This window comes from Chitinophaga polysaccharea (genome assembly GCF_902150045.1).
Classification (GTDB): Bacteria; Bacteroidota; Bacteroidia; order Chitinophagales; family Chitinophagaceae; genus Chitinophaga; species Chitinophaga polysaccharea_A.
The window spans coordinates 992,277-1,011,388 of the sequence record NZ_CABFVU010000002.1 but is presented as its reverse complement, the minus strand read 5'-3'; the positions used below and the strand labels follow the sequence as shown (position 1 = coordinate 1,011,388).

General features: G+C 46.4%; 17 protein-coding genes. 8 read left to right on the top strand and 9 right to left on the bottom strand.

Annotated elements, in window-relative coordinates:
• The first annotated feature begins 231 nt into the window (after positions 1-231).
• The 4 genes from FN124_RS18865 (at position 232) to FN124_RS18850 (ending at position 6,508) form a co-directional block, all read left to right on the top strand.
• On the top strand, positions 232-657 hold the full coding sequence (locus tag FN124_RS18865) for a hypothetical protein (RefSeq protein ID WP_142686302.1): 426 nt from the start codon (positions 232-234) through the stop codon (positions 655-657).
• A 138-nt stretch (positions 658-795) separates the two neighbouring features.
• Positions 796-1,914, top strand: coding sequence for an efflux RND transporter periplasmic adaptor subunit (locus FN124_RS18860; RefSeq protein WP_142686301.1), 1,119 nt, complete (start codon positions 796-798; stop codon positions 1,912-1,914).
• 30 nt (positions 1,915-1,944) lie between these two features.
• Positions 1,945-5,085: an efflux RND transporter permease subunit gene (locus FN124_RS18855; RefSeq protein ID WP_142686300.1), complete on the top strand. Its 3,141-nt coding sequence runs from the start codon at positions 1,945-1,947 to the stop codon at positions 5,083-5,085.
• Positions 5,078-6,508: a TolC family protein gene (locus FN124_RS18850; RefSeq protein WP_260607506.1), complete on the top strand. Its 1,431-nt coding sequence runs from the start codon at positions 5,078-5,080 to the stop codon at positions 6,506-6,508. Before FN124_RS18855 ends, FN124_RS18850 begins: the two co-directional genes overlap by 8 nt.
• 43 nt (positions 6,509-6,551) lie before the next feature.
• Here the strand turns inward: FN124_RS18850 and FN124_RS18845 are convergent, their stop codons facing one another.
• From FN124_RS18845 to FN124_RS18835, 3 genes are read right to left on the bottom strand one after another with little or no spacing between them, the layout of a single operon-like run.
• Entirely contained in the window at positions 6,552-7,349 is a 798-nt protein-coding gene (locus FN124_RS18845; protein ID WP_142686299.1) for a carboxylesterase family protein, read from the bottom strand.
• A 38-nt stretch (positions 7,350-7,387) separates the two neighbouring features.
• Complete coding sequence (locus FN124_RS18840) at positions 7,388-8,185, bottom strand: O-methyltransferase (protein ID WP_142686298.1); 798 nt, start codon at positions 8,183-8,185, stop codon at positions 7,388-7,390.
• A gap of 15 nt (positions 8,186-8,200) precedes the next feature.
• Positions 8,201-8,938 carry a glycosyltransferase family 2 protein gene (locus FN124_RS18835; protein ID WP_142686297.1) on the bottom strand — a complete coding sequence of 246 codons (738 nt, stop codon included), beginning with the start codon at positions 8,936-8,938 and terminating at the stop codon, positions 8,201-8,203.
• A 187-nt stretch (positions 8,939-9,125) separates the two neighbouring features.
• Between FN124_RS18835 and FN124_RS18830 the strand changes: the two genes are divergently transcribed.
• Both FN124_RS18830 and FN124_RS18825 read left to right on the top strand, forming a co-directional pair.
• Positions 9,126-10,454 carry a hypothetical protein gene (locus FN124_RS18830; RefSeq protein WP_142686296.1) on the top strand — a complete coding sequence of 443 codons (1,329 nt, stop codon included), beginning with the start codon at positions 9,126-9,128 and terminating at the stop codon, positions 10,452-10,454.
• Positions 10,455-10,581: 127 nt separating this feature from the next.
• Positions 10,582-11,526: a hydrogen peroxide-inducible genes activator gene (locus FN124_RS18825; protein ID WP_142686295.1), complete on the top strand. Its 945-nt coding sequence runs from the start codon at positions 10,582-10,584 to the stop codon at positions 11,524-11,526.
• Positions 11,527-11,587: 61 nt separating this feature from the next.
• On the opposite strand, the gene FN124_RS18820 is transcribed toward FN124_RS18825, so the two are convergent.
• From FN124_RS18820 to prmA, 3 genes are all read right to left on the bottom strand, one after another.
• A complete protein-coding gene (locus tag FN124_RS18820; protein ID WP_142686294.1) occupies positions 11,588-12,391 on the bottom strand; it encodes a M48 family metallopeptidase in 804 nt (267 codons plus the stop codon).
• Positions 12,392-12,498: 107 nt separating this feature from the next.
• The gene (gene plsY / locus FN124_RS18815) at positions 12,499-13,140 is read right to left on the bottom strand and encodes a glycerol-3-phosphate 1-O-acyltransferase PlsY (RefSeq protein WP_142686293.1); all 642 of its coding nucleotides are present in this window, start codon (positions 13,138-13,140) and stop codon (positions 12,499-12,501) included.
• 114 nt (positions 13,141-13,254) lie between these two features.
• Positions 13,255-14,082, bottom strand: coding sequence for a 50S ribosomal protein L11 methyltransferase (gene prmA, locus FN124_RS18810; protein ID WP_142686292.1), 828 nt, complete (start codon positions 14,080-14,082; stop codon positions 13,255-13,257).
• A 252-nt stretch (positions 14,083-14,334) separates the two neighbouring features.
• On the opposite strand from prmA, the gene FN124_RS18805 reads away from it, so the two are divergent.
• Entirely contained in the window at positions 14,335-14,904 is a 570-nt protein-coding gene (locus tag FN124_RS18805) for a hypothetical protein (RefSeq protein ID WP_142686291.1), read from the top strand.
• Positions 14,905-14,995: 91 nt separating this feature from the next.
• Here FN124_RS18805 and FN124_RS18800 read toward each other — a convergent pair whose 3' ends face one another.
• From FN124_RS18800 to FN124_RS18790, 3 genes are all read right to left on the bottom strand, one after another.
• Positions 14,996-17,353 carry a polyribonucleotide nucleotidyltransferase gene (locus FN124_RS18800; RefSeq protein ID WP_142686290.1) on the bottom strand — a complete coding sequence of 786 codons (2,358 nt, stop codon included), beginning with the start codon at positions 17,351-17,353 and terminating at the stop codon, positions 14,996-14,998.
• 123 nt (positions 17,354-17,476) lie between these two features.
• On the bottom strand, positions 17,477-17,749 hold the full coding sequence (rpsO, locus tag FN124_RS18795) for a 30S ribosomal protein S15 (RefSeq protein ID WP_079470431.1): 273 nt from the start codon (positions 17,747-17,749) through the stop codon (positions 17,477-17,479).
• Positions 17,750-17,896: 147 nt separating this feature from the next.
• Positions 17,897-18,592: a cell division ATP-binding protein FtsE gene (locus FN124_RS18790; RefSeq protein ID WP_079470432.1), complete on the bottom strand. Its 696-nt coding sequence runs from the start codon at positions 18,590-18,592 to the stop codon at positions 17,897-17,899.
• A gap of 153 nt (positions 18,593-18,745) precedes the next feature.
• Here FN124_RS18790 and FN124_RS18785 point away from each other — a divergent pair, with 153 nt between their 5' ends.
• The gene (locus FN124_RS18785) at positions 18,746-19,111 is read left to right on the top strand and encodes a BlaI/MecI/CopY family transcriptional regulator (RefSeq protein WP_142686289.1); all 366 of its coding nucleotides are present in this window, start codon (positions 18,746-18,748) and stop codon (positions 19,109-19,111) included.
• The last annotated feature ends 1 nt before the right edge of the window (position 19,112 follow it).

Genomic DNA, 19,112 nt, shown 5'->3' with positions numbered 1-19,112 from the left:
CCTGGCAGCCCGGAAGGGGGCAGTGTGTTGCCAATACACTATGGTAGCGGTCATGTTGCCACGCTGCCATGCTGGATGATGAAGTAGCACTGCGGGGCGAATTATATGCGCATAAAAGAGGCTATATGCAGCCTATCTTTTTTAATAATCATCTTACCGGTTATCAAAAAATAGTTCCTTTACAATAATCTAATCTTCAAATAAATTAAAAACAATTAATTTTGCGGCTTGATGAATAATCGTGCGCACATATTAAAACGGTGGACCCTGGTTAGCTTCCTGCTGTGTTTACAGCTGGTAACTGCCGTTCTACCTTCACTTGCCGCACATCGTCATTATTTTCTGTTACCGGATCTGCATAAGCAACAGGTAGAGCAGGACAGGTTATTAAGTCTTGTTAATAAAATCCCTGTACATTTTGATGCAGATGATGATGGCGCAGAAATGTGGCACATCACCAAACACCGGCGTAAAACCCGCTTGTACCTCAATGCAGCTGCTCCACAGGTGAGTACTGCTACCCGTATTGTTTATCTTGATGCAGATAATACTGCACGCAGTATTTATATTACTGAGAATAAAACCGGTGAGTACGGCCGTCAGAAATCCTTCCTGCCTGCCTACTATTCCTTTCTCTTCCGGTTTACTCCCTTCTGAATACCAGCACATCTTTTATTGTAATCTTTTTTAATTTTTTTTAGGGAGATGCCTGTGTTTTCTGCTTCCATAGCAGATGGCCTCCTGTTGTGTTGTATTCACCTATTCCGGTTATTCCGGGATCAATATTTTATTGCTATGCGTCAATATACAGGGATCTTAACATCGCTGATCGCTCTTTTCATGGCTGGTTGCGCCACCAAAGGAGAAAGTACCAACAAAGAGGATCTTAAAGTTTTACCGGTTACCACACTGGTAACAAAAGATACATTGTTACACCGTTCTTATGTAACAGATATCCAGGCCGTACAAAATGTGGAAATACGCGCCCGTGTTAACGGATTTCTTGATAAAATATTTATCGATGAAGGCCAGGAAGTAAAAAAGGGACAGCTGTTGTTCGGCATAAGTGATGCAGAATACCGCGCCGAGCTGGCCAAGGCCAAAGCTGTGCTGAGCAGCGTAGTGGCAGAGAGCAAAGCCGCCGCACTGGAACTTGACAGGGTAAAATTGCTGGTGGAGAAAAAAGTAGTGGCGCCTTCCGAACTGGAAGTTGCCAATGCCAAGCTGGCTGCAGCCCAGGCGAAGATAGAAGAGGCCCGTTCCGCCGCCTCCAATGCAGAAATGCGCTTATCATACACCAGTATCCGCGCTCCTTTTGACGGTATCATTGACCGTATCCCTTTAAAGAAAGGAAGCCTCATCAGTGAAGGTACCCTGCTTACAACGGTATCGGATACACGCGAGATCTATGCTTACTTCAATGTTTCAGAAACTGAGTATCTCCAGTATAACAAAGCACTTGCAAAAGGCGATAACAGTTACCGCACAGTATCCCTGGTACTGGCAGATGGTACCGATTATAATCATCCCGGTAAAATAGAAACCATAGAAGGCGAATTTGAAGAAAACACAGGTTCCATTGCCTTCCGGGCACGCTTCCCGAATCCTTCCAAACTGCTGAAACATGGCGCCAGCGGGAAAGTTCGTCTTACTACCGAAATAGACAGTGCAGTGATCATCCCGCAAAAAGCAGTATTCGAAATGCAGGATAAAAACTATGTATTTGTGGTGGATGGCGCTAATACAGTGAAGATGAGAAACTTTGTTCCACAGGCCCGCTTCGCACACTTCTACATTGTTGGGTCAGGGCTGAAACCCGGCGAGCGCATTGTATGTGAAGGTGTGCGCAACATCCGTGATGGTATCCGGATTTCACCGCGCGGCGTTCCAATGGATAGTTTACTCAGTTTATAATCACAGCTCCTTAGCTGAAACCACGCAATAATGTTTGAAACTTTTATAAAAAGACCGGTGTTGTCACTGGTCATATCGCTTATTATCACACTGGTAGGCCTGCTTGCCCTGTTTACATTACCGGTTACCCAGTTCCCGGATATTGTGCCGCCTTCCGTAACAGTAACGGCCAAATATACCGGCGCCAACGCAGAAGTATCTGCCAAGGCGGTGTCTACACCTTTGGAGAGGGCTATTAACGGGGTGCCTGGTATGACGTATATGTCGTCTGTATCCAGTAACGACGGGATCACGGTGATCCAGGTATTTTTCCAGGTGGGTACAGATCCCGACCAGGCAGCTGTAAACGTACAAAACCGCGTGGCCACCATCATTGATGAGCTGCCGGAAGAAGTGATCAAGGCGGGTGTTACCACGGAAAAAGAGGTGAACAGTATGCTGCTGTACCTCAACGTGATGAGTGAAGACACCACCCTTGATGAGCAGTTCATCTACAACTTTGCAGATATCAATGTGCTCCAGGAACTGAAACGTATCGACGGTGTAGGCCGCGCGGAAATCATGGGTGCAAAGGAATACGCCATGCGCGTATGGCTGAAACCCGATCGCATGCTGGCTTACAACGTATCCGCCGATGAAGTGATACAGGCCATCCGTAAACAGAACATTGAAGCCGCTCCCGGTAAAACCGGCGAAAGCTCTGATAAAGACCCCAATATGCTGCAATATGTATTGCGGTATACCGGTAAGTTTTTTGAGCCGGAACAATACCGGCAGATCGTATTGCGGGCCGGCCAGGATGGTTCGGTGCTTCACCTGAAAGATATTGCCGATGTAGAATTCGGTTCGCTCACCTACAGCATGGTATCCAAAACAGATGGTAAACCCTCTGCCTCTATCATGCTCAAACAGCGGCCCGGCTCCAATGCGCGTGATGTAATTAACAATGTGAAGGCAAAAATGGAAGAAATGAAGCAATCCTCATTTCCCCCGGGCATGACCTTCAACTTCAACTACGACGTATCCCGCTTCCTGGATGCCTCTATCCATGAAGTGGTAAGAACCTTGTTTGAGGCATTCCTGCTGGTGTTTATAGTAGTATTTATTTTCCTGCAGGATTTCCGCTCCACCCTCATCCCGGCCCTTGCCGTACCGGTAGCACTGATCGGTACGCTGGCCTTTATGCAGATGATGGGCTTCTCTATTAACCTGCTCACTCTTTTTGCCCTGGTGCTGGCTATTGGTATCGTGGTAGACAATGCCATTGTTGTAGTGGAAGCGGTACACGTAAAGATGAGTGAAGAGCACCTGCCTCCTATGGAAGCCACGCTGGCCGCCATGAAGGAGATCAGCGGAGCATTGGTGGCCATCACTCTTGTAATGTCTGCAGTATTTATACCAGTGGCATTCCTGTCGGGCCCGGTCGGGGTTTTCTACCGGCAGTTCTCCCTCACTCTGGCCATTTCTATCGTGATCTCCGGTATTAACGCAGTAACGTTAACGCCTGCACTCTGTGCCATCATGTTGAAAGACACACATGGCAAACCACGTAAAAAGAACCTGCTGCAGCGCTTCTTTAATGCTTTCAACAAAGGATATAATGCTACTGAAAATAAATATGCGAAGCTCATCAGCTTCATCGCAGGAAGGAGACTGATCACCCTGGCCTGCCTCATCTTTTTCTTCGCCGCCACCTGGGGCGTAAGCGCTATCCTCCCTTCAGGGTTCATCCCTACTGAAGACCAGGGCATGATCTATGTAAACGTAACCACTCCTCCCGGCGCCACTGTAGAACGCACCGAAGCCATACTGGACCAGGTACAGGCTATTGCCGCTGAACTGGGCGAAGTAGAATCCGTATCCACCCTGGCGGGTTACAGCCTGGTAAATGAGGTAGCCGGCGCTTCCTATGGCATGGGCATGGTAAACCTGAAATCATGGGACGAGCGCGAAGCCTCCGTACAGGATATCATTGAAATCTTACAAAAGAAAACAGCCGCTATTGCAGATGCTAGTATCGAATTTTTCCCGCCGCCTACCGTTCCCGGGTTTGGTAACTCCAGCGGGTTTGAATTACGGCTGCTCGACCGCAGCGGTACCGGCGACCTGCGGCAAACGGCACAGGTAACCAATCAATTCATTGATGCACTGAAAAAACGGCCGGAAATAGGCAGCGCCTTCACCAGCTTTGATGCGGAGTTCCCCCAGTACCTGATCCATGTAGACCAGGCCATGGCAGCCAAAAAAGGGGTGAGTATAGAGAATGCCATGAGCAACCTGCAAACGCTGATGGGTAGCTTCTATGCGTCTAACTTCATCCGCTTCGGGCAAATGTATAAGGTAATGGTACAGGCGGATCCGGCTTACCGTGCCAAACCCGACGACCTGTTACGGCTATACGTAAAAAACGACCGGGGTGAAATGGTTTCCTATTCCGACTTCGTAAAACTGGAACGCGTATACGGCCCGGAACAGCTAACACGGTATAATATGTATACCGCCGCTATGATCAATGGCGACGCCAAACCCGGGTTCAGCAGCAGCCAGGCCATTGCTGCCGTGCAGGAAGTAGCCGCCAAAGAACTTCCCAGGGGATACAGCTATGAATGGAGCGGTATGACCAGGGAGCAGATCCTTTCCGGTAACCAGGCGGTTTATATTTTTATTATCGTACTGGTATTTGTGTACCTGCTGCTGGCGGCCCAGTATGAAAGCTTCCTGTTGCCGTTGCCCGTGTTGCTGTCGCTGCCCGCCGGTATCTTTGGCGCCTTCCTTTCGCTGAAGCTGCTGGGCCTGGAAAATAATATCTATGCGCAGGTAGCGCTGGTAATGCTGATAGGATTACTGGGTAAAAACGCTATCCTCATCGTGGAGTTTGCCATCCTGAGAAACAAACATGGCGCTACTATCCTGGCAGCGGCCAAAGAAGGAGCCGTATCCAGGCTACGCCCTATTCTCATGACCTCCTTTGCGTTCATAGCCGGATTGATACCCCTTTGTATTGCTTCCGGCGCAGGCGCCATGGGCAACCGTTCCATCGGTACCACCGCTGCGGGCGGAATGCTCATCGGAACCATCTTCGGTGTACTGATCATACCCGGATTATATGTGCTGTTTGCTTCCATGATCAGGAAAAAATCCGTTGAACTAAAAGCTTACACCAATGAATAAACGAATATATCAATACGCATTATATGCTGCCATGGCCACTGCAACAGTGGCCTGCAGCACACAAAAGGAACTGGCCCTGCCGGAACGTATAAGCGTTCCCGTGGTTTCCGGTAACAGCAGCGATACCATTTCGCTGCAAAACTTTACACAGGTGTTTAATGATCCTCATCTGCGGAGCCTCATCGACACTGCGTTGCGTAACAACTACGACCTGCTCTCCGCAGCACAGCGGGTGGCCACCGCCCAGGCCAACCTGATGATGGCGAAGAATGCATGGCTGCCATCGCTGAACCTTTCCCTGTCGGCCGGTGTGGATAAGTACGCAGACTATACACTTAACGGTGTAGGTAACTTTGATACCAACCTGTCGCCCAATATCAGTAAAGACCAACGTATCCCCGGCCCAACGCCTGAGTATTTCGCCGGGCTGAGAAGCAGCTGGGAAATAGACCTGTGGGGAAAACTGAAAAGTCAGCGCCAGGCTACCTATGCACGCTTCCTGGGCAGTGAACAGGGACGGCGCCTGCTTACCACACAAATTGTAGCAGGCGTTACCGGCCTGTATTACGAACTCACTGCGATGGACAATGAGCTGGCTATTATTCAACGCAATATCAAATTACAGGAAGCGGCTGTTGCTACCGTGCACATTCAGAAAGCCGGTGGCCGCGCTACAGAGCTCGCAGTACAACAATTCACCGCACAGCTGCTGAGCACGCAGGCATTGGAGTATGGCGTCAAACAGGAAATTGCTTCCCTTGAAAACCAGCTCAACGCCCTCCTGGGCAGGTTGCCACAGCCTGTTGAGCGCAGCGTTGTAAAGGACACGCAGGCCTTGCCCGATGCTATTAAAAGAGGGATTCCCGCCAGTTTGCTGCTGCAACGCCCGGATGTACAACGCGCCGAGCTGGAGCTGGCTGCTACAAAAGCCGATGTTAAAGCGGCAAGGGCGGCCTTTTTACCTGGCCTTACCATTACCCCTTATGCAGGTTTTAATGCCTTCAAAGCGGGGTTGCTGTTCCAGTCGCCCGCATCCATTGCCTGGGGCGCTGTAGGCAATTTAACCGCCCCCATCTTCAATAAAAAACAGATAAAGGCACAATACAATATCAGTACCGCCAATGCGTGGACGGCTTTCTACGATTACCAGCAGGCCATTGTAAATGGATACCAGGAAGTGGCATCTGCCCTGAATAAAGTAGAGAACCAGCAGGAAGCGTATGCGCTGAAAAGCAAAGAGGTACTGGTATTACAACAGGCGGTGTCTACAGCAAATGTGCTTTTCACAACAGGGTATGCCAACTACCTGGAAGTGATCACTGCACAGAAAAATGTGCTGGAAGCCGAACTGGCGTTGGTAACCACGCGGCGTAATGTATACCAGGGCATGGTATCCCTGTACAGGGCATTGGGTGGTAATTAAGATGTAAAAAAGAAGAAGGAGCGCCTGAACGCTCCTTCTTCTTTTATTTTTTACGGTGTTTAAATAACCAGGGCATAAAACCGGGCTCCACAAACATATTATCCCAGCTGTTGTGCCCCACGCCGGGATATTCTGTATATTTTTCTTCGGCGCCCAATGCTTTCAGTTTCTCATCATAAGCCCTGGAAGCCTCTACCGGCACTATCTTATCTTCTCCGCCGTGAAAGATCCACACCGGCACTTTTTTCGCAAAGTTTCCAGCGGCGGCCACGTTACCTGCGCCACAGATAGGAAACGCAGCAGCAAAAAGGTTGGGACGTTTCGTGATTTCATAGAAAGTACCCATTCCTCCAAGCGATAAACCACCGATGTATACACGTTGGATATCTATTTTTCCGCTTGCCAGCAGGCTATCCAGCAACTGGTTAAGTAAAGCAGTGGGAGGTGTAGGATCGCCATCCAGCGGGAAATCTGCCTGTATGACTTTACCGGTACTATCGCGCACAAATTTCATAGGCGCCCAGGTTTGATTATCCGGGCACTGGGGGAAAAGTACAAATGCAGGGTAGTTGGCACGTATGGTATCACGCAGGAACATGGCGCCTCCATGCTTAAGTTGCGCCTCATTGTCCCGGCCTCTTTCCCCTGCTCCATGCAGGAAAACAACCAATGGGTATTTTTTATGACGGTTGTATTTAGCCGGCAACAGGAGACGGTACCGCAGGGTATCACCCTTACGGATAAACGATTCTTTACTGTATTGGGAAAGACTATCCTGTGCAGTGGCTGCCAGGCTGCCGGAGAGCGAACAGGCAATGAGGAGTATTTTCAGGTAACGCATAACGGGGAAATTTTATGCCCTAATATACTACCTCAAAATCAGTATTTCAGGGTAAAATGTTGTTTCACCTTAAAATCCTTTCTGAAAAATACCAGCCCTATAAAAAACAGGTCGATGGTCATGGTTACCTGCGGATGTTCCTGTATGGTATGCCAGGCTGCTTCCATATCCGGGGTCCAGTGAATATCGTCGAAAATAAAAACCGAATACTCATCCGCAAACTGAAGGCACTGCTCAAAGTAGGCCAGCGTAGGCTCTTTGCGGTGATTGCCATCTATATAAACCCAGTCGGGCAACTGTATCTGCTTTAATACATCCGGTAACACGGTGTCGAAGTTACCGGTGATCTGCCTGATATTTTTTATGTGCAGCGCTTCAAAATTTTTGGCAGCCCTGGCTGCTATATTAGGGCATCCTTCTATGGTATAAACATGGCCATGCGGGGCAGCCTTTGCCATATATGCCGTAGAAAGCCCCATAGAAGTGCCCAGTTCCAGGATACGGGCAGGTTGGAGGTATTGTATCAGCCGGTAAAATAACTGGCCGAATTTAGGCTGTTTGGCGGCATAACGGGTGATGTCCCGCACACGACGCTCATTACCGGCCGACATCAGTGATCCTGCGCCCAGGTCGGTCACCTGCAGCGTTTCATCGCTTTTCAGAAGTTGTTTCCGCAACTGTTCTATTTCCCGGAAAGCAGGATGCTGTTTCTTATCCAGCAACACGTCTTCTATCAGTGAAAATACAAAGGGAGAATGTACATCATGACGATTGCCTGAAGTAAAATAATACTTCAGGTATTTTCCTGCTAAATTATACTGTTGCGCTAAACCCACTGGCTGAATTATTTTTTAATAGATCTTTCCTTTTACGATGCCCCACATATGCAAACGATGCTGCAGGGACACTCTCAATACGCCGAGGCCGTAAATGGCGCTGCGCTTGAAATTGATACTGGAGGCCTCGTCAAAATATTTGGTAGGACAGGTAATCTCTGCAATATCGTATCCTTTCATAAATATCTGGGAAACCATTTCATTATCAAACACAAAATCGTCATTATCAGCCATATAGTTGATATTACGCAATACCTCCGATGAGAATGTCCGGTAACCGGTGTGATATTCACTCAGTTTCTGACCGATGAGGATGTTTTGTGTCAATGTTAAGAAACGATTAAATATATATTTATACATCGGCATTCCCCCTTTCAGGGCGCCCTTTCCCAGGATCCTGGACCCGAAAACCACCGGGTATACATCATTGGCAATAATACTGCACATAGCAATAATGAGCTTGGGTGTGTATTGGTAATCGGGGTGCAACATCACCACGATATCGGCTCCCAGCTCAAGTGCTTTGTTGTAACAGGATTTCTGGTTACCTCCGTAACCCTTGTTTTTATCATGACGTATCAGGTGCTGAATCCCAAGCCGCTTGCCGACTTCAAGGGTATCGTCCCTGCTGGCATCGTCTACCAGTACCACGTCGTCAACTATGTCAAAAGGGATCTCCCGGAATGTTTTTTCCAGTGTAAGTGCTGCGTTGTAGGCCGGTAATACAACCACTATCTTTTTGTTGTTAAGCATGAAAGTGGATCAAATTTGGCAGCAAAGGTAACTTACCTGCTGATAATTCAAAATATATCAGGTAAATGCCAGCCCGATGCCACCTATCATGATTTAATTTTAACTGTTATTAATTATTTATCTTTGCGTGATGACGTTTTTGGCATCATATTTTCTTAAATTTTTGTTAACAAAAAGCAAAAACAACATGTTAAAACACCTACCAACGGAAATGAGGCATGATAAACGCTTGACCTGCAAGCCCGATGAGTCATTACCGTTAGTACACCTGGCTCAGAGACTCCTGACCACCGGATGGATGAAAGTGCTACCAGCCCCTCTTGTTTTACTTTTTACTTTCCAGACAGCTTACGCACAGGACCCGGAACTGAAAAGTACCACAGCGCCTGTAATCAAAACGCAGGATACCACTATCCGTAAACTGATGGAAGACATACAACGGATCACCGACAATGACAAACAAAACTCCACTGCGATACAGGCTCTTTTACAGGGAAAGGAAATAGATAACATCACCAAATACGAGCTGATAAAGAACAATATCATCAATGCCAGCGAAACGTATTACCTGCTTAACAAAAAGATCATCGATCTGAAGTCGCGTACCACTACCAATAACCTCGATGTTTTTATTACCTCCCTGAATAACCCTGAAAGTAAAGCGTTAGGGTTTTCGCTGAGCGACCGTATCGTGGAACTGGTTGAAAAGATTATCCTGAAAAATAAGGGCGATAAAAGTGAGAAGAACTCCAAGATTGTGGAGTCTACCAAATCCATCATCAACAGCCCTATTTTCCAGAGCTTTACTTCCCTCACGCCGCCGCTGGCTATTGCCAACTCGGTGATGAACTTTCTTCACAGCGTGAGTGTGAATAATAAGCAGATCAACCAGAAGTCATTACAGGAATTCGAAAAAGAGCTGAATAAATATGTGGTGTATTATACTGCATTGAATGATGCTAACCAGAAATTTGAATATGGGTTGAACTTTAACAAAGATCAGCTAAGCCTGTTGCAGGATAACCTGTTTGATCATCTTTCATTTACCGCCACCTCTCTTAAATTCCCTGCTCCTCAAAAAGGCAACCAGGGTCTGAGCCAAACGATGAATGAATACTTTTTTGATTTCAAGAAAGAGAAGGTAGTGGATTACTTTGCAAAACTGGAAGAGAAATACACCAAAGGCAAACGGATCGATTACGAATCCCTGCTCCGCGAGAATTCTTCCCTGAAAGAAGTAAACAACCAGCTGGAAGACCTGGTGCTGCAAACCAAGCGGTTTGAAAATCTTTACAACGAGTATTTCACTTTGCTGGATTCATATTATACCAAAGTGAACAACTCACTAAAAATAGCGCAGGATAACGGGCTTGCCGATAAAAGCATTATCGACACCAAGCAGGCTGAATTCAGGAACCTGAAAACAGAAGCAGTGGCAGAAATCCAGGCGTCTATCAACATCAGGGAACTGTATAGCAATACGGAAAAAATTAAATACCGTTACCGGATATTCTAATTAAATACATTCATTATAATGCAAATGACGGCAGGAAAATATTTCTTTGCCGTCATTCGCTTTTATAGGATTTAACGTCTTTCCTATAGATTTTATTTATACCTTTGTTTCCACAATCTCAGAGGAAATGACCACAGTTCAATTGGAGTACATCGTTGCGGTAGATACATACAGAAGTTTTGTAGTAGCAGCAGAGAAATGCTTTGTAACCCAGCCAACGCTGAGCATGCAGATACAGAAACTGGAAGATGAATTAGGCATTAAACTGTTTGACCGCAGTAAATTACCGGTAGTGCCTACAGAAATAGGCGTATCCGTGATAGCCCAGGCCAGGATCATTATTAAAGAAAATGCCCGTATCCGGGAGATCATTGCAGATCAGAAAAAAGAGGTACAGGGAAATCTGAAAGTAGGGATCATCCCCACCCTGGCGCCTTACCTGCTTCCCCGTATACTCACGGGTTTCATGAAAAAATATCCGAAAGTACGGCTGGAGATATGGGAATATCCTACAGAACAGATTATGCAGCAGCTGAAACAGGAACTGCTGGATTGCGGCTTACTGGCCACTCCACTGCACAATCCCCACCTGGAAGAGCATCCTTTATTTTATGAATCGTTTGTAGTATATGCTGCTAAAACCAATTCCCTGTACGAGAAAAAAATAGTGAAGGCAGAAGACCTGGACATCAAAGATGTATGGTTGCTGAATGAAGGCCATTGTATGCGTAACCAGGTGCTGAATATCTGCAAGGATAAGTTCACCATGGGCGATAATAAGAACCTGGAATACAATACCGGCAGTGTGGAAACGCTGAAAAGAATGGTGGATATCAATGAAGGCTATACGATTTTACCGGAGTTGTCGCTGCAGGATCTTTCCACCCGCCAGCTGAATATGGTGCGCTATTTCAAAGCGCCGGAACCGGTAAGGGAGATCAGCCTGGTAACACACCGTCATTTTATCAAACAGGCGTTGATTGAGGCTTTTAAGAAAGAGATCCTGGCACATGTTCCGGATAAAATGAAAGTGCAGAAAAATAAAAAGGTGATTGAAATTATAACAGAATAAGGAAGATAAAAAAGCAACGGGCCGGTAATGATACATTACCGGCCCGTTGCTTTTTTATAATTTATGCTTTACCGGGAGTATAATATTTCATTGCCTCCGGCATCAGCTGTTGCAATTTCTGTACGCGGGTAGCATCGCTTGGGTGAGTGCTCAGGAGTTCAGGCGGTTTCTGACCCTTGCTCATGTTAGCCATACGCTGCCAGAAAGGAATGGATTCCTGCGGGTTGTAACCTGCCATCGCCATGAATATCACGCCCAGGTGATCGGCCTCCAGCTCATTACCACGGGAAAAAGCCAGGGTACCTAAATTACCGCCAACTCCGAATGCCTGGTTAAAAATATTTACTGCGGTGGGATTCCTGTTTAATGCTACCGAACCTGCTACCTGGATTCCCTGCATTACCAGGCCCTGGCTCATACGCTCGTTACCATGACGGGCAATAGCATGTGCAATTTCATGTCCCATTACACAGGCAAGTGCTGTTTCGTTTTGGGTTACCGGCAGCAAACCGGTATACACCACCACTTTACCACCCGGCATGCACCAGGCATTTACTTCTTTACTGTCTACCAGGTTAAACTCCCATTTATAGCTGGATATTTCATTACCCATGTTATTCTGGTTCATGTACCTGGTTACCGCGTTCGCAATACGCTGGCCCACCCTTTTTACCATTTCGGCATCTTTACTGGCAGTTTGCGATACTACTTTGTTCTCTGACAAAAACGACTGGTACTGCTGCAGCGCCATAGATTGCATGGTACTTTCAGGAACAAGGTTCAACTGGCTACGGCCGGTAATGGGTACACGTGAACAGGCCGCCAATGCAAGGCTTGCAGTAAAGAATAAGACATACTTTTTCATGGGAGCATCAATTTAAATATGCGTAAAACGCAAAAAGCACAAAGCAAAAAGCATGCACATTTTATGGCTATCGCTTTTTGCTTCCTGCTTTAATAATATAACTATAACTAGTTCTTGTCCTTTTTGTTTTTAAACAGTGGCACTTTACTTTCCACTCCTTTTAACAACCGCGTGATATTCTTCTGGTGGGTTAATACCACCATTAAAGCAACAGCTATAGCAAATATGCGATAAAAAATTTCAGGTTCGTTGAAGATATAGAGGATAAGTATGGGAAAAGCGATACTGGCAATGATAGAGCTGAGAGACACATATCTTGTCAGGAAAAGGATCATTAAAAAGACCCCTACACAACACAAAGCTACCAGGGGCTGGATAGCCAGTACCAGTCCGAACAGGGTAGCAATTCCTTTACCTCCCTTGAAGTTTGCCCAAATGGGGAATATATGACCTACCACTGCGGCGAGCCCCAAACCGATCTGGAGGTTCACCAGCTGGGTAAGGTGCTCAGGATCAAGATAATAAGGCGCCAGATAAGCCAAACGCACGGCTAATACACCTTTCAGCATATCTACCACCATTACAAAAGTACCCGCTTTCGGACCAAGCACCCTGAAAGTATTAGTGGCGCCGGCATTGCCGCTGCCATACTCCCGGATATCCATACCAAAAACGCCTTTACTCACCCAAACAGCCGTAGGAACAGATCCTACCAGATAAGCACAAATAAGCAATAAAATTTCTACCATCACTACAAGTTAGGAATGCTAAGATAACAAATTCTGTGTTAAAATAGAGAGAATATTAGAAAAGATTGTAACACAAAAGTTGGATTATCAACGCTATTTATATGTAACTTTTATTTATTTTACTTCCGGTACACAAAACCGGAGCGCCAGCCAGTTATCTTTTTCTATTCTTTCTTCCCTGGTAAATCCTTCAGAAACTGCTGCTGCTGTAATGTTTTCTTCATCGGTAGGTAAAATGCCACTCAGCAGTAATTTGCCTCCGGGCACCAGTAACCGGTACATATCTCCCATAAATTTCATCAAAATGTTATAGTTGATATTTGCCAGCAATATATCATATTTTCCGGTAATCACATCAAGATTGTCCGCCTGCCATACCTTTACTTTGCTCATTCCATTGGCGGCGATATTTTCCAGGGTATTATTTACAGACCATTCATCATAGTCGATGGCATCTATCGTTGCTGCTCCCATCATTTCCGCCAGTATAGCCAGTATCCCGGTGCCTGTGCCGAAGTCAAACACCTTTTTATCTTTAAGGTCCAGCTGCTCCATGAGCTTTATCATAGAGGCGGTAGTGGCATGGTGCCCGGTACCAAAAGCCATTTTAGGGGTAATAATAATTTCATATTCGGGCTGCGGGTCAAACGGCGGGTGAAACTCCGCCCGGATACCGCAAAAGCGGTCTACCTGCACAGGCTGAAAATTACTTTCCCATACCGCGTTCCAGTTAACCGGCAGTATGGTTTCTTTCGTATAGGTAACCCCGTGAGCGGTAAGCTTCTCTTCCAGTGCGGCCTCATCAAAATCGGCAGCGGGAATATAGGCGATCAGCGCATCTGGCTGTTCTTCAAACCCTTCGTACTTCAGTTCAGACAATTGTGCAATCAGCAGGTCTGTTTGTGCCGCAGCAGCGCGGATGGTAATGGCAATGTAGGACATAGGCGGCAAAGATAGCTATTAGCTGGTAGCTTTCAGCGTTTACAGCAATGGATTTCACTGCTGTATTAAACGGCGGCTTCCCGTGCCTGCGGCAGCCGGGGGATTGTTCATTACTTCAACGTAAACATTATATCGGGTTATTTTACCTCACCGGGTAACGATAGGGATTGTTCATCGCTTCAAAGTAAACCCGCGCATCTTCCTGATATAAAAATTTGTTATATTTGATTTTTAAATTATATCACATATCCTATGAAAGCACTGTTTCTCCTGCTTACCGGCATGGCCCTGTCGCTGACCGGAATAGCCCAGGTAATCAAAGTACGGCCTCCTGAACCTATCACAGATTCTATTATTTATCAAACCGAAAATGTAACACTGATCTTTGACCGGAAGCATCTTACGGAATATATGGCGACCATGGATTCCACTCTCCGCAACAGTAAGTATAGCAATAAGGTATTTAACAGTGTGCAGTTTGCACACCTGAATGCCATAGATATGGGCAATCATTTCCGTAAGGCCTACTGTTACCTGGAAGATACTGCCAATAAGGATTTCAGCTACAGTACCGGTAAAATGAACATGTTATGGGCAGAAGATGGGGGCATTATGCTTCCCTATGTGGAAGAAATAATGCCAGACCTGCTGGCTGCGGGTGAAGTAAGGGTGATAGACAGAAGTACAAAGGCAATACAACCGGCTTATAAAATGATTGCCGAGCCTGTTGATGGTACCAACTACCGCGTATTCCGCCTGAATAGCGGGCGGGAGATCTTCAGGGAAAGCACTTTCCGGGTAGAACAGCTCACCAGGAGATAAAAACGGATCCATCATAAATAGAAAAGCAGTCACCTGGGTGACTGCTTTCTTTTTGTATTTAATTCCAGTTATCTGCTAGCTATAACAGCGCCTATTCGGCATCAAAGGTGGGCTCCTGTGGTTTTTCAGGACCTGCGTTGTAGTTTCCGCCGCCACGGTTTCCATCGCGGTTGAAATCACGCCTGTCGCCGCCACCGCGCCTGTCATCACCGCCACGTCTGTCGTCACGGGGACCACGTCTGTCGCCACGATCACCGCGATCACCACGGTCTCCGCGATCGCGGAAATCGCCTCTGTCGCCACGCTCTTCACGTTCTGGTCTTTCCACATATCCATCCGGTTTAGGCATAAGCACTTTACGGCTCAGCTTAAATTTACCGGTTTTAGGATCAGTACCAGTCAGTTTTACTTTCACTTTTTCGCCTTCTGTGAGCACACCTTCCATTGTTTCCAGGCGTTTCCAGGAAACTTCGGAGATGTGGAGCAAGCCTTGTTTACCAGGCATGAACTCAACGAAAGCACCATAAGGCATAATGGATTTTACAACGGACTCATATACTTCACCTACTTCAGGTACAGCAATGATTCCTTTCACCCATGCCACTGCTTTATCGAGGCTTTCTTTCTGGGCAGAGAAGATGCTTACTTCACCGGTTTCACCAACTTCTTCGATGTTGATGGTAGTACCGGTTTCGCGTTGGATCTCCTGTATAATTTTACCACCGGGCCCGATCACAGCGCCGATAAATTCACGGTCGATGATGATCTTTTCCATGCGTGGTGCATGTGGTTTTGGTTCAGGACGGGCAGCAGGTACTACTTCGTACATAGCTTCCACGATATGCAGGCGGCCTTTCTTGGCCTGGGCCAGTGCAGAGCGCATTACATCCATGCTCAGGCCATCTACTTTAATATCCATCTGGATACCCACAATACCATCACGGGTACCGGTTACTTTGAAGTCCATATCACCGAGGTGATCTTCATCACCGAGGATATCTGTTAATACTGCCCATTTACCATCGGAAGCGCGGGAGATAAGTCCCATTGCCACACCGGAAACATGTTTTGGCATAGGTACACCAGCATCCATCAGTGCCAGGGAGCCGGCACATACGGTAGCCATGGAGGACGAACCATTTGATTCGAGGATATCGGAAACCACCCTTACGGTATAAGCGTAGTCGCTGCCCGGCATCATCTGCTTCAGGGAGCGCATCGCCAGGTTACCATGTCCTACTTCACGACGGCCGGGGCCGCGCATCATTTTCACTTCGCCTGTAGAGAAGGGAGGGAAATTGTAGTGCAGGATAAATTTGGAATAGTTGGAAACCGCCGCGCTTTCGATCAGCAGTTCATCTTCCGGAGTACCCAGTGTAACAGTGGTCAGGGACTGTGTTTCACCGCGGGTAAACAGGGCTGAACCGTGAGGGGAAGGCAGGATATCGATTTCCATTGCCAGCGGACGTACCTGGTCCAGTGAACGGCCATCCAGGCGAACGGATTCGTCCAGGATCATGTTGCGGATCACTTCTTTTTCCAGGTCGTGCAGGTATTCTTTTACCAGCGGCTGGTCTTCTTCCGGTAATTCACCCAGGTGCTCTTTCAGTTCCTCACCGATAGCAGCAAACGCATCACTGCGGTCGTGCTTGGCGGAAGCCGATTTGGCCACCTTGTAAATTTTATCTTTTGCAAAAGCTTCTACTTTTGCTTTCAGTTCTTCGTTCTGATGAGGTTGTGCGTATTCACGTTTGCCGGTTACACCTTTCAGGTCACGCAGTTGTTCCTGTGCCTTTACCTGCACCTTGATAGCAGCGTGTGCTGCCTCAATGGCAAGGATCAGATCTTCTTCCTGGCACTCTTTACTTTCACCTTCCACCATCATGATGTTCTTATCGGTGGCACCGATGATGAAGTCCATGTCGGCTTTGGCCAGTTCGGTACGGTTAGGGTTGATCACAAATTTGCCATCGATGCGGGCTACGCGTACTTCAGAAATGATTTCCTGGATGGGCACGTCGGAAACAGCCAGTGCAGCGGATGCAGCCAGGCAGGCCAGTGCATCGGGCATAACTTCGGGATCAGATGAAATCAGGGTAACGAGTACCTGTACTTCACAGAAATAATTATCGGGGAACAGGGGGCGCAGAGCGCGGTCAATCAAACGGGAAATAAGTACCTCGGAATCAGACAACCGGCCTTCACGTTTGAAAAAGGAACCAGGGATGCGGCCTGCAGATGCAAACTTTTCCTGGTAATCAACAGTAAGGGGGAAAAAAGACTGGCCTGGTTTGGGTTCTTTATTTGCTACCACAGTGGCCAGCAATATTGAATTACCTAAACGCACCGTAACCGCGCCATCAGCCTGACGGGCCAACTTGCCGGTTTCGATGGTCACCATACGACCGTCTCCTATATCGAATTTCACTGAAATAGGTGTCAGATTCATAATAAAGTGAGGATTAATTAGATAACGTTATCCATTTCAAATCAATCGGATAACAAAACGTATACATACAAAAAAACTATTCCCAACATATAAGTTGGGAATAGCGCTATAATTAAGTCATGGTTATTTCCTGATACCTAACTTCTCGATGAGGGCACGATAGCCTGTGAGGTTGGTTTTAGATAAATAGGAAAGCAAACGCTTTCTCTGGCCAACCATCTTCATCAAACCACGGTGGGTAGAAAAATCTTTTTTGTTTTGTTTCAGGTGACCGGAAATGCTGTTGATACGCTCAGTCAGCAGCGCGATTTGTGCTTCCACAGAGCCTGTATTTTTTTCGCTTCCACCAAATTCCTTAAAAATATTGGCTTTCTTTTCAACAGTTAAGTAAGACATCTTTAAAAATAATAAGTAATAATAATGTTTTTTGTCGCTATTTTTCCGGTGCAAAGGTAGTTCAAAAAATAGGAATTACCAATTAACCGGAAATTAATAATAAATGAGAATAATGTAGATCTGTAAAATTTTCTCTCTCAACAACTCCTAAGAAGAGAAATTCACAGCTGCATTATCCGTTACATGCCCGTTTTCCGTACGGAGTACTCTCGACGGGAATTTCTGTAATACAATGTAATCGTGGGTGGCCATTACTATGGCTGTGCCTTCCCGGCAGATACGGAACAACAACTGCATAATACCGTCGGACGTTTCAGGATCCAGGTTACCCGTAGGCTCATCCGCCAGGATCAGTTTAGGCGAATTCAGCATAGCACGGGCAATGTCCACACGCTGCTGCTCCCCTCCTGATAATTCATACGGCATTTTAAAGCCTTTGGTTCCCAATCCTACTTTTTCCAGCACATCCGTGATCTTGTTTTCCATTTCCTTAGGATCCTGCCAGCCGGTTGCCCGGAGCGCAAATTTCAGGTTATCATGCACGTTGCGGTCGGTTAATAACTGAAAATCCTGGAATACCACCCCCAGATTCCGGCGAAGATACGGCACTTTTTTCCAATCCATCTTCTTAAGATCAAAGCCTACCACCTGTCCTGTGCCATCATTCAAAGGTAGATCTCCATACAATGTTTTTAACAAACTGGATTTCCCGGTACCGGTTTTACCAATGAGATACACAAATTCACCCTTATTTACCGTGATGTTCACATCACTCAATATCAATGAATGGCCCTGGTATATACTGGCATTTGTTAATTGTATGATAGGTTGTTCAGGCGTCATGTCCTTTCTGTTTTTACGGTCTGTGCGGACAAAAATAACTAATTAAAAAATAACTCGTTGTGATAATATATCAAATATCCATCTCTCTGAAACTAAAAAAATAGTTGTCAAACTAAATAATTAGTTTTAACTTGGTTCCTATAACCGCGACATATGAAACAGCTCACCAAAGCAGAAGAACAGATCATGCAGGCCTTATGGGAAACAGGGCCCGCCTTTGTAAAGGATATTATTGAAGTAATGCCGGAACCCAAACCGCATTACAATACCGTATCCACCCTGGTTAAAATACTGATTGAAAAAGGATTTGTTGACTTTAAAGCCTACGGTAAATCCCACCAGTATTTTGCTTTGATTACCAAAGATGCTTATAGCCACAAAACGGTGAACAACATCGTAAAAGGTTATTTCGACGGCTCCTTCAGCAACATGGTGTCTTTTTTTGTGAAAGAAAAAGAGCTGAGCATTGCCGAGCTGGAGAAACTGGTACAAAAAATTAAAGCAGCCCAAAAACCTTAAC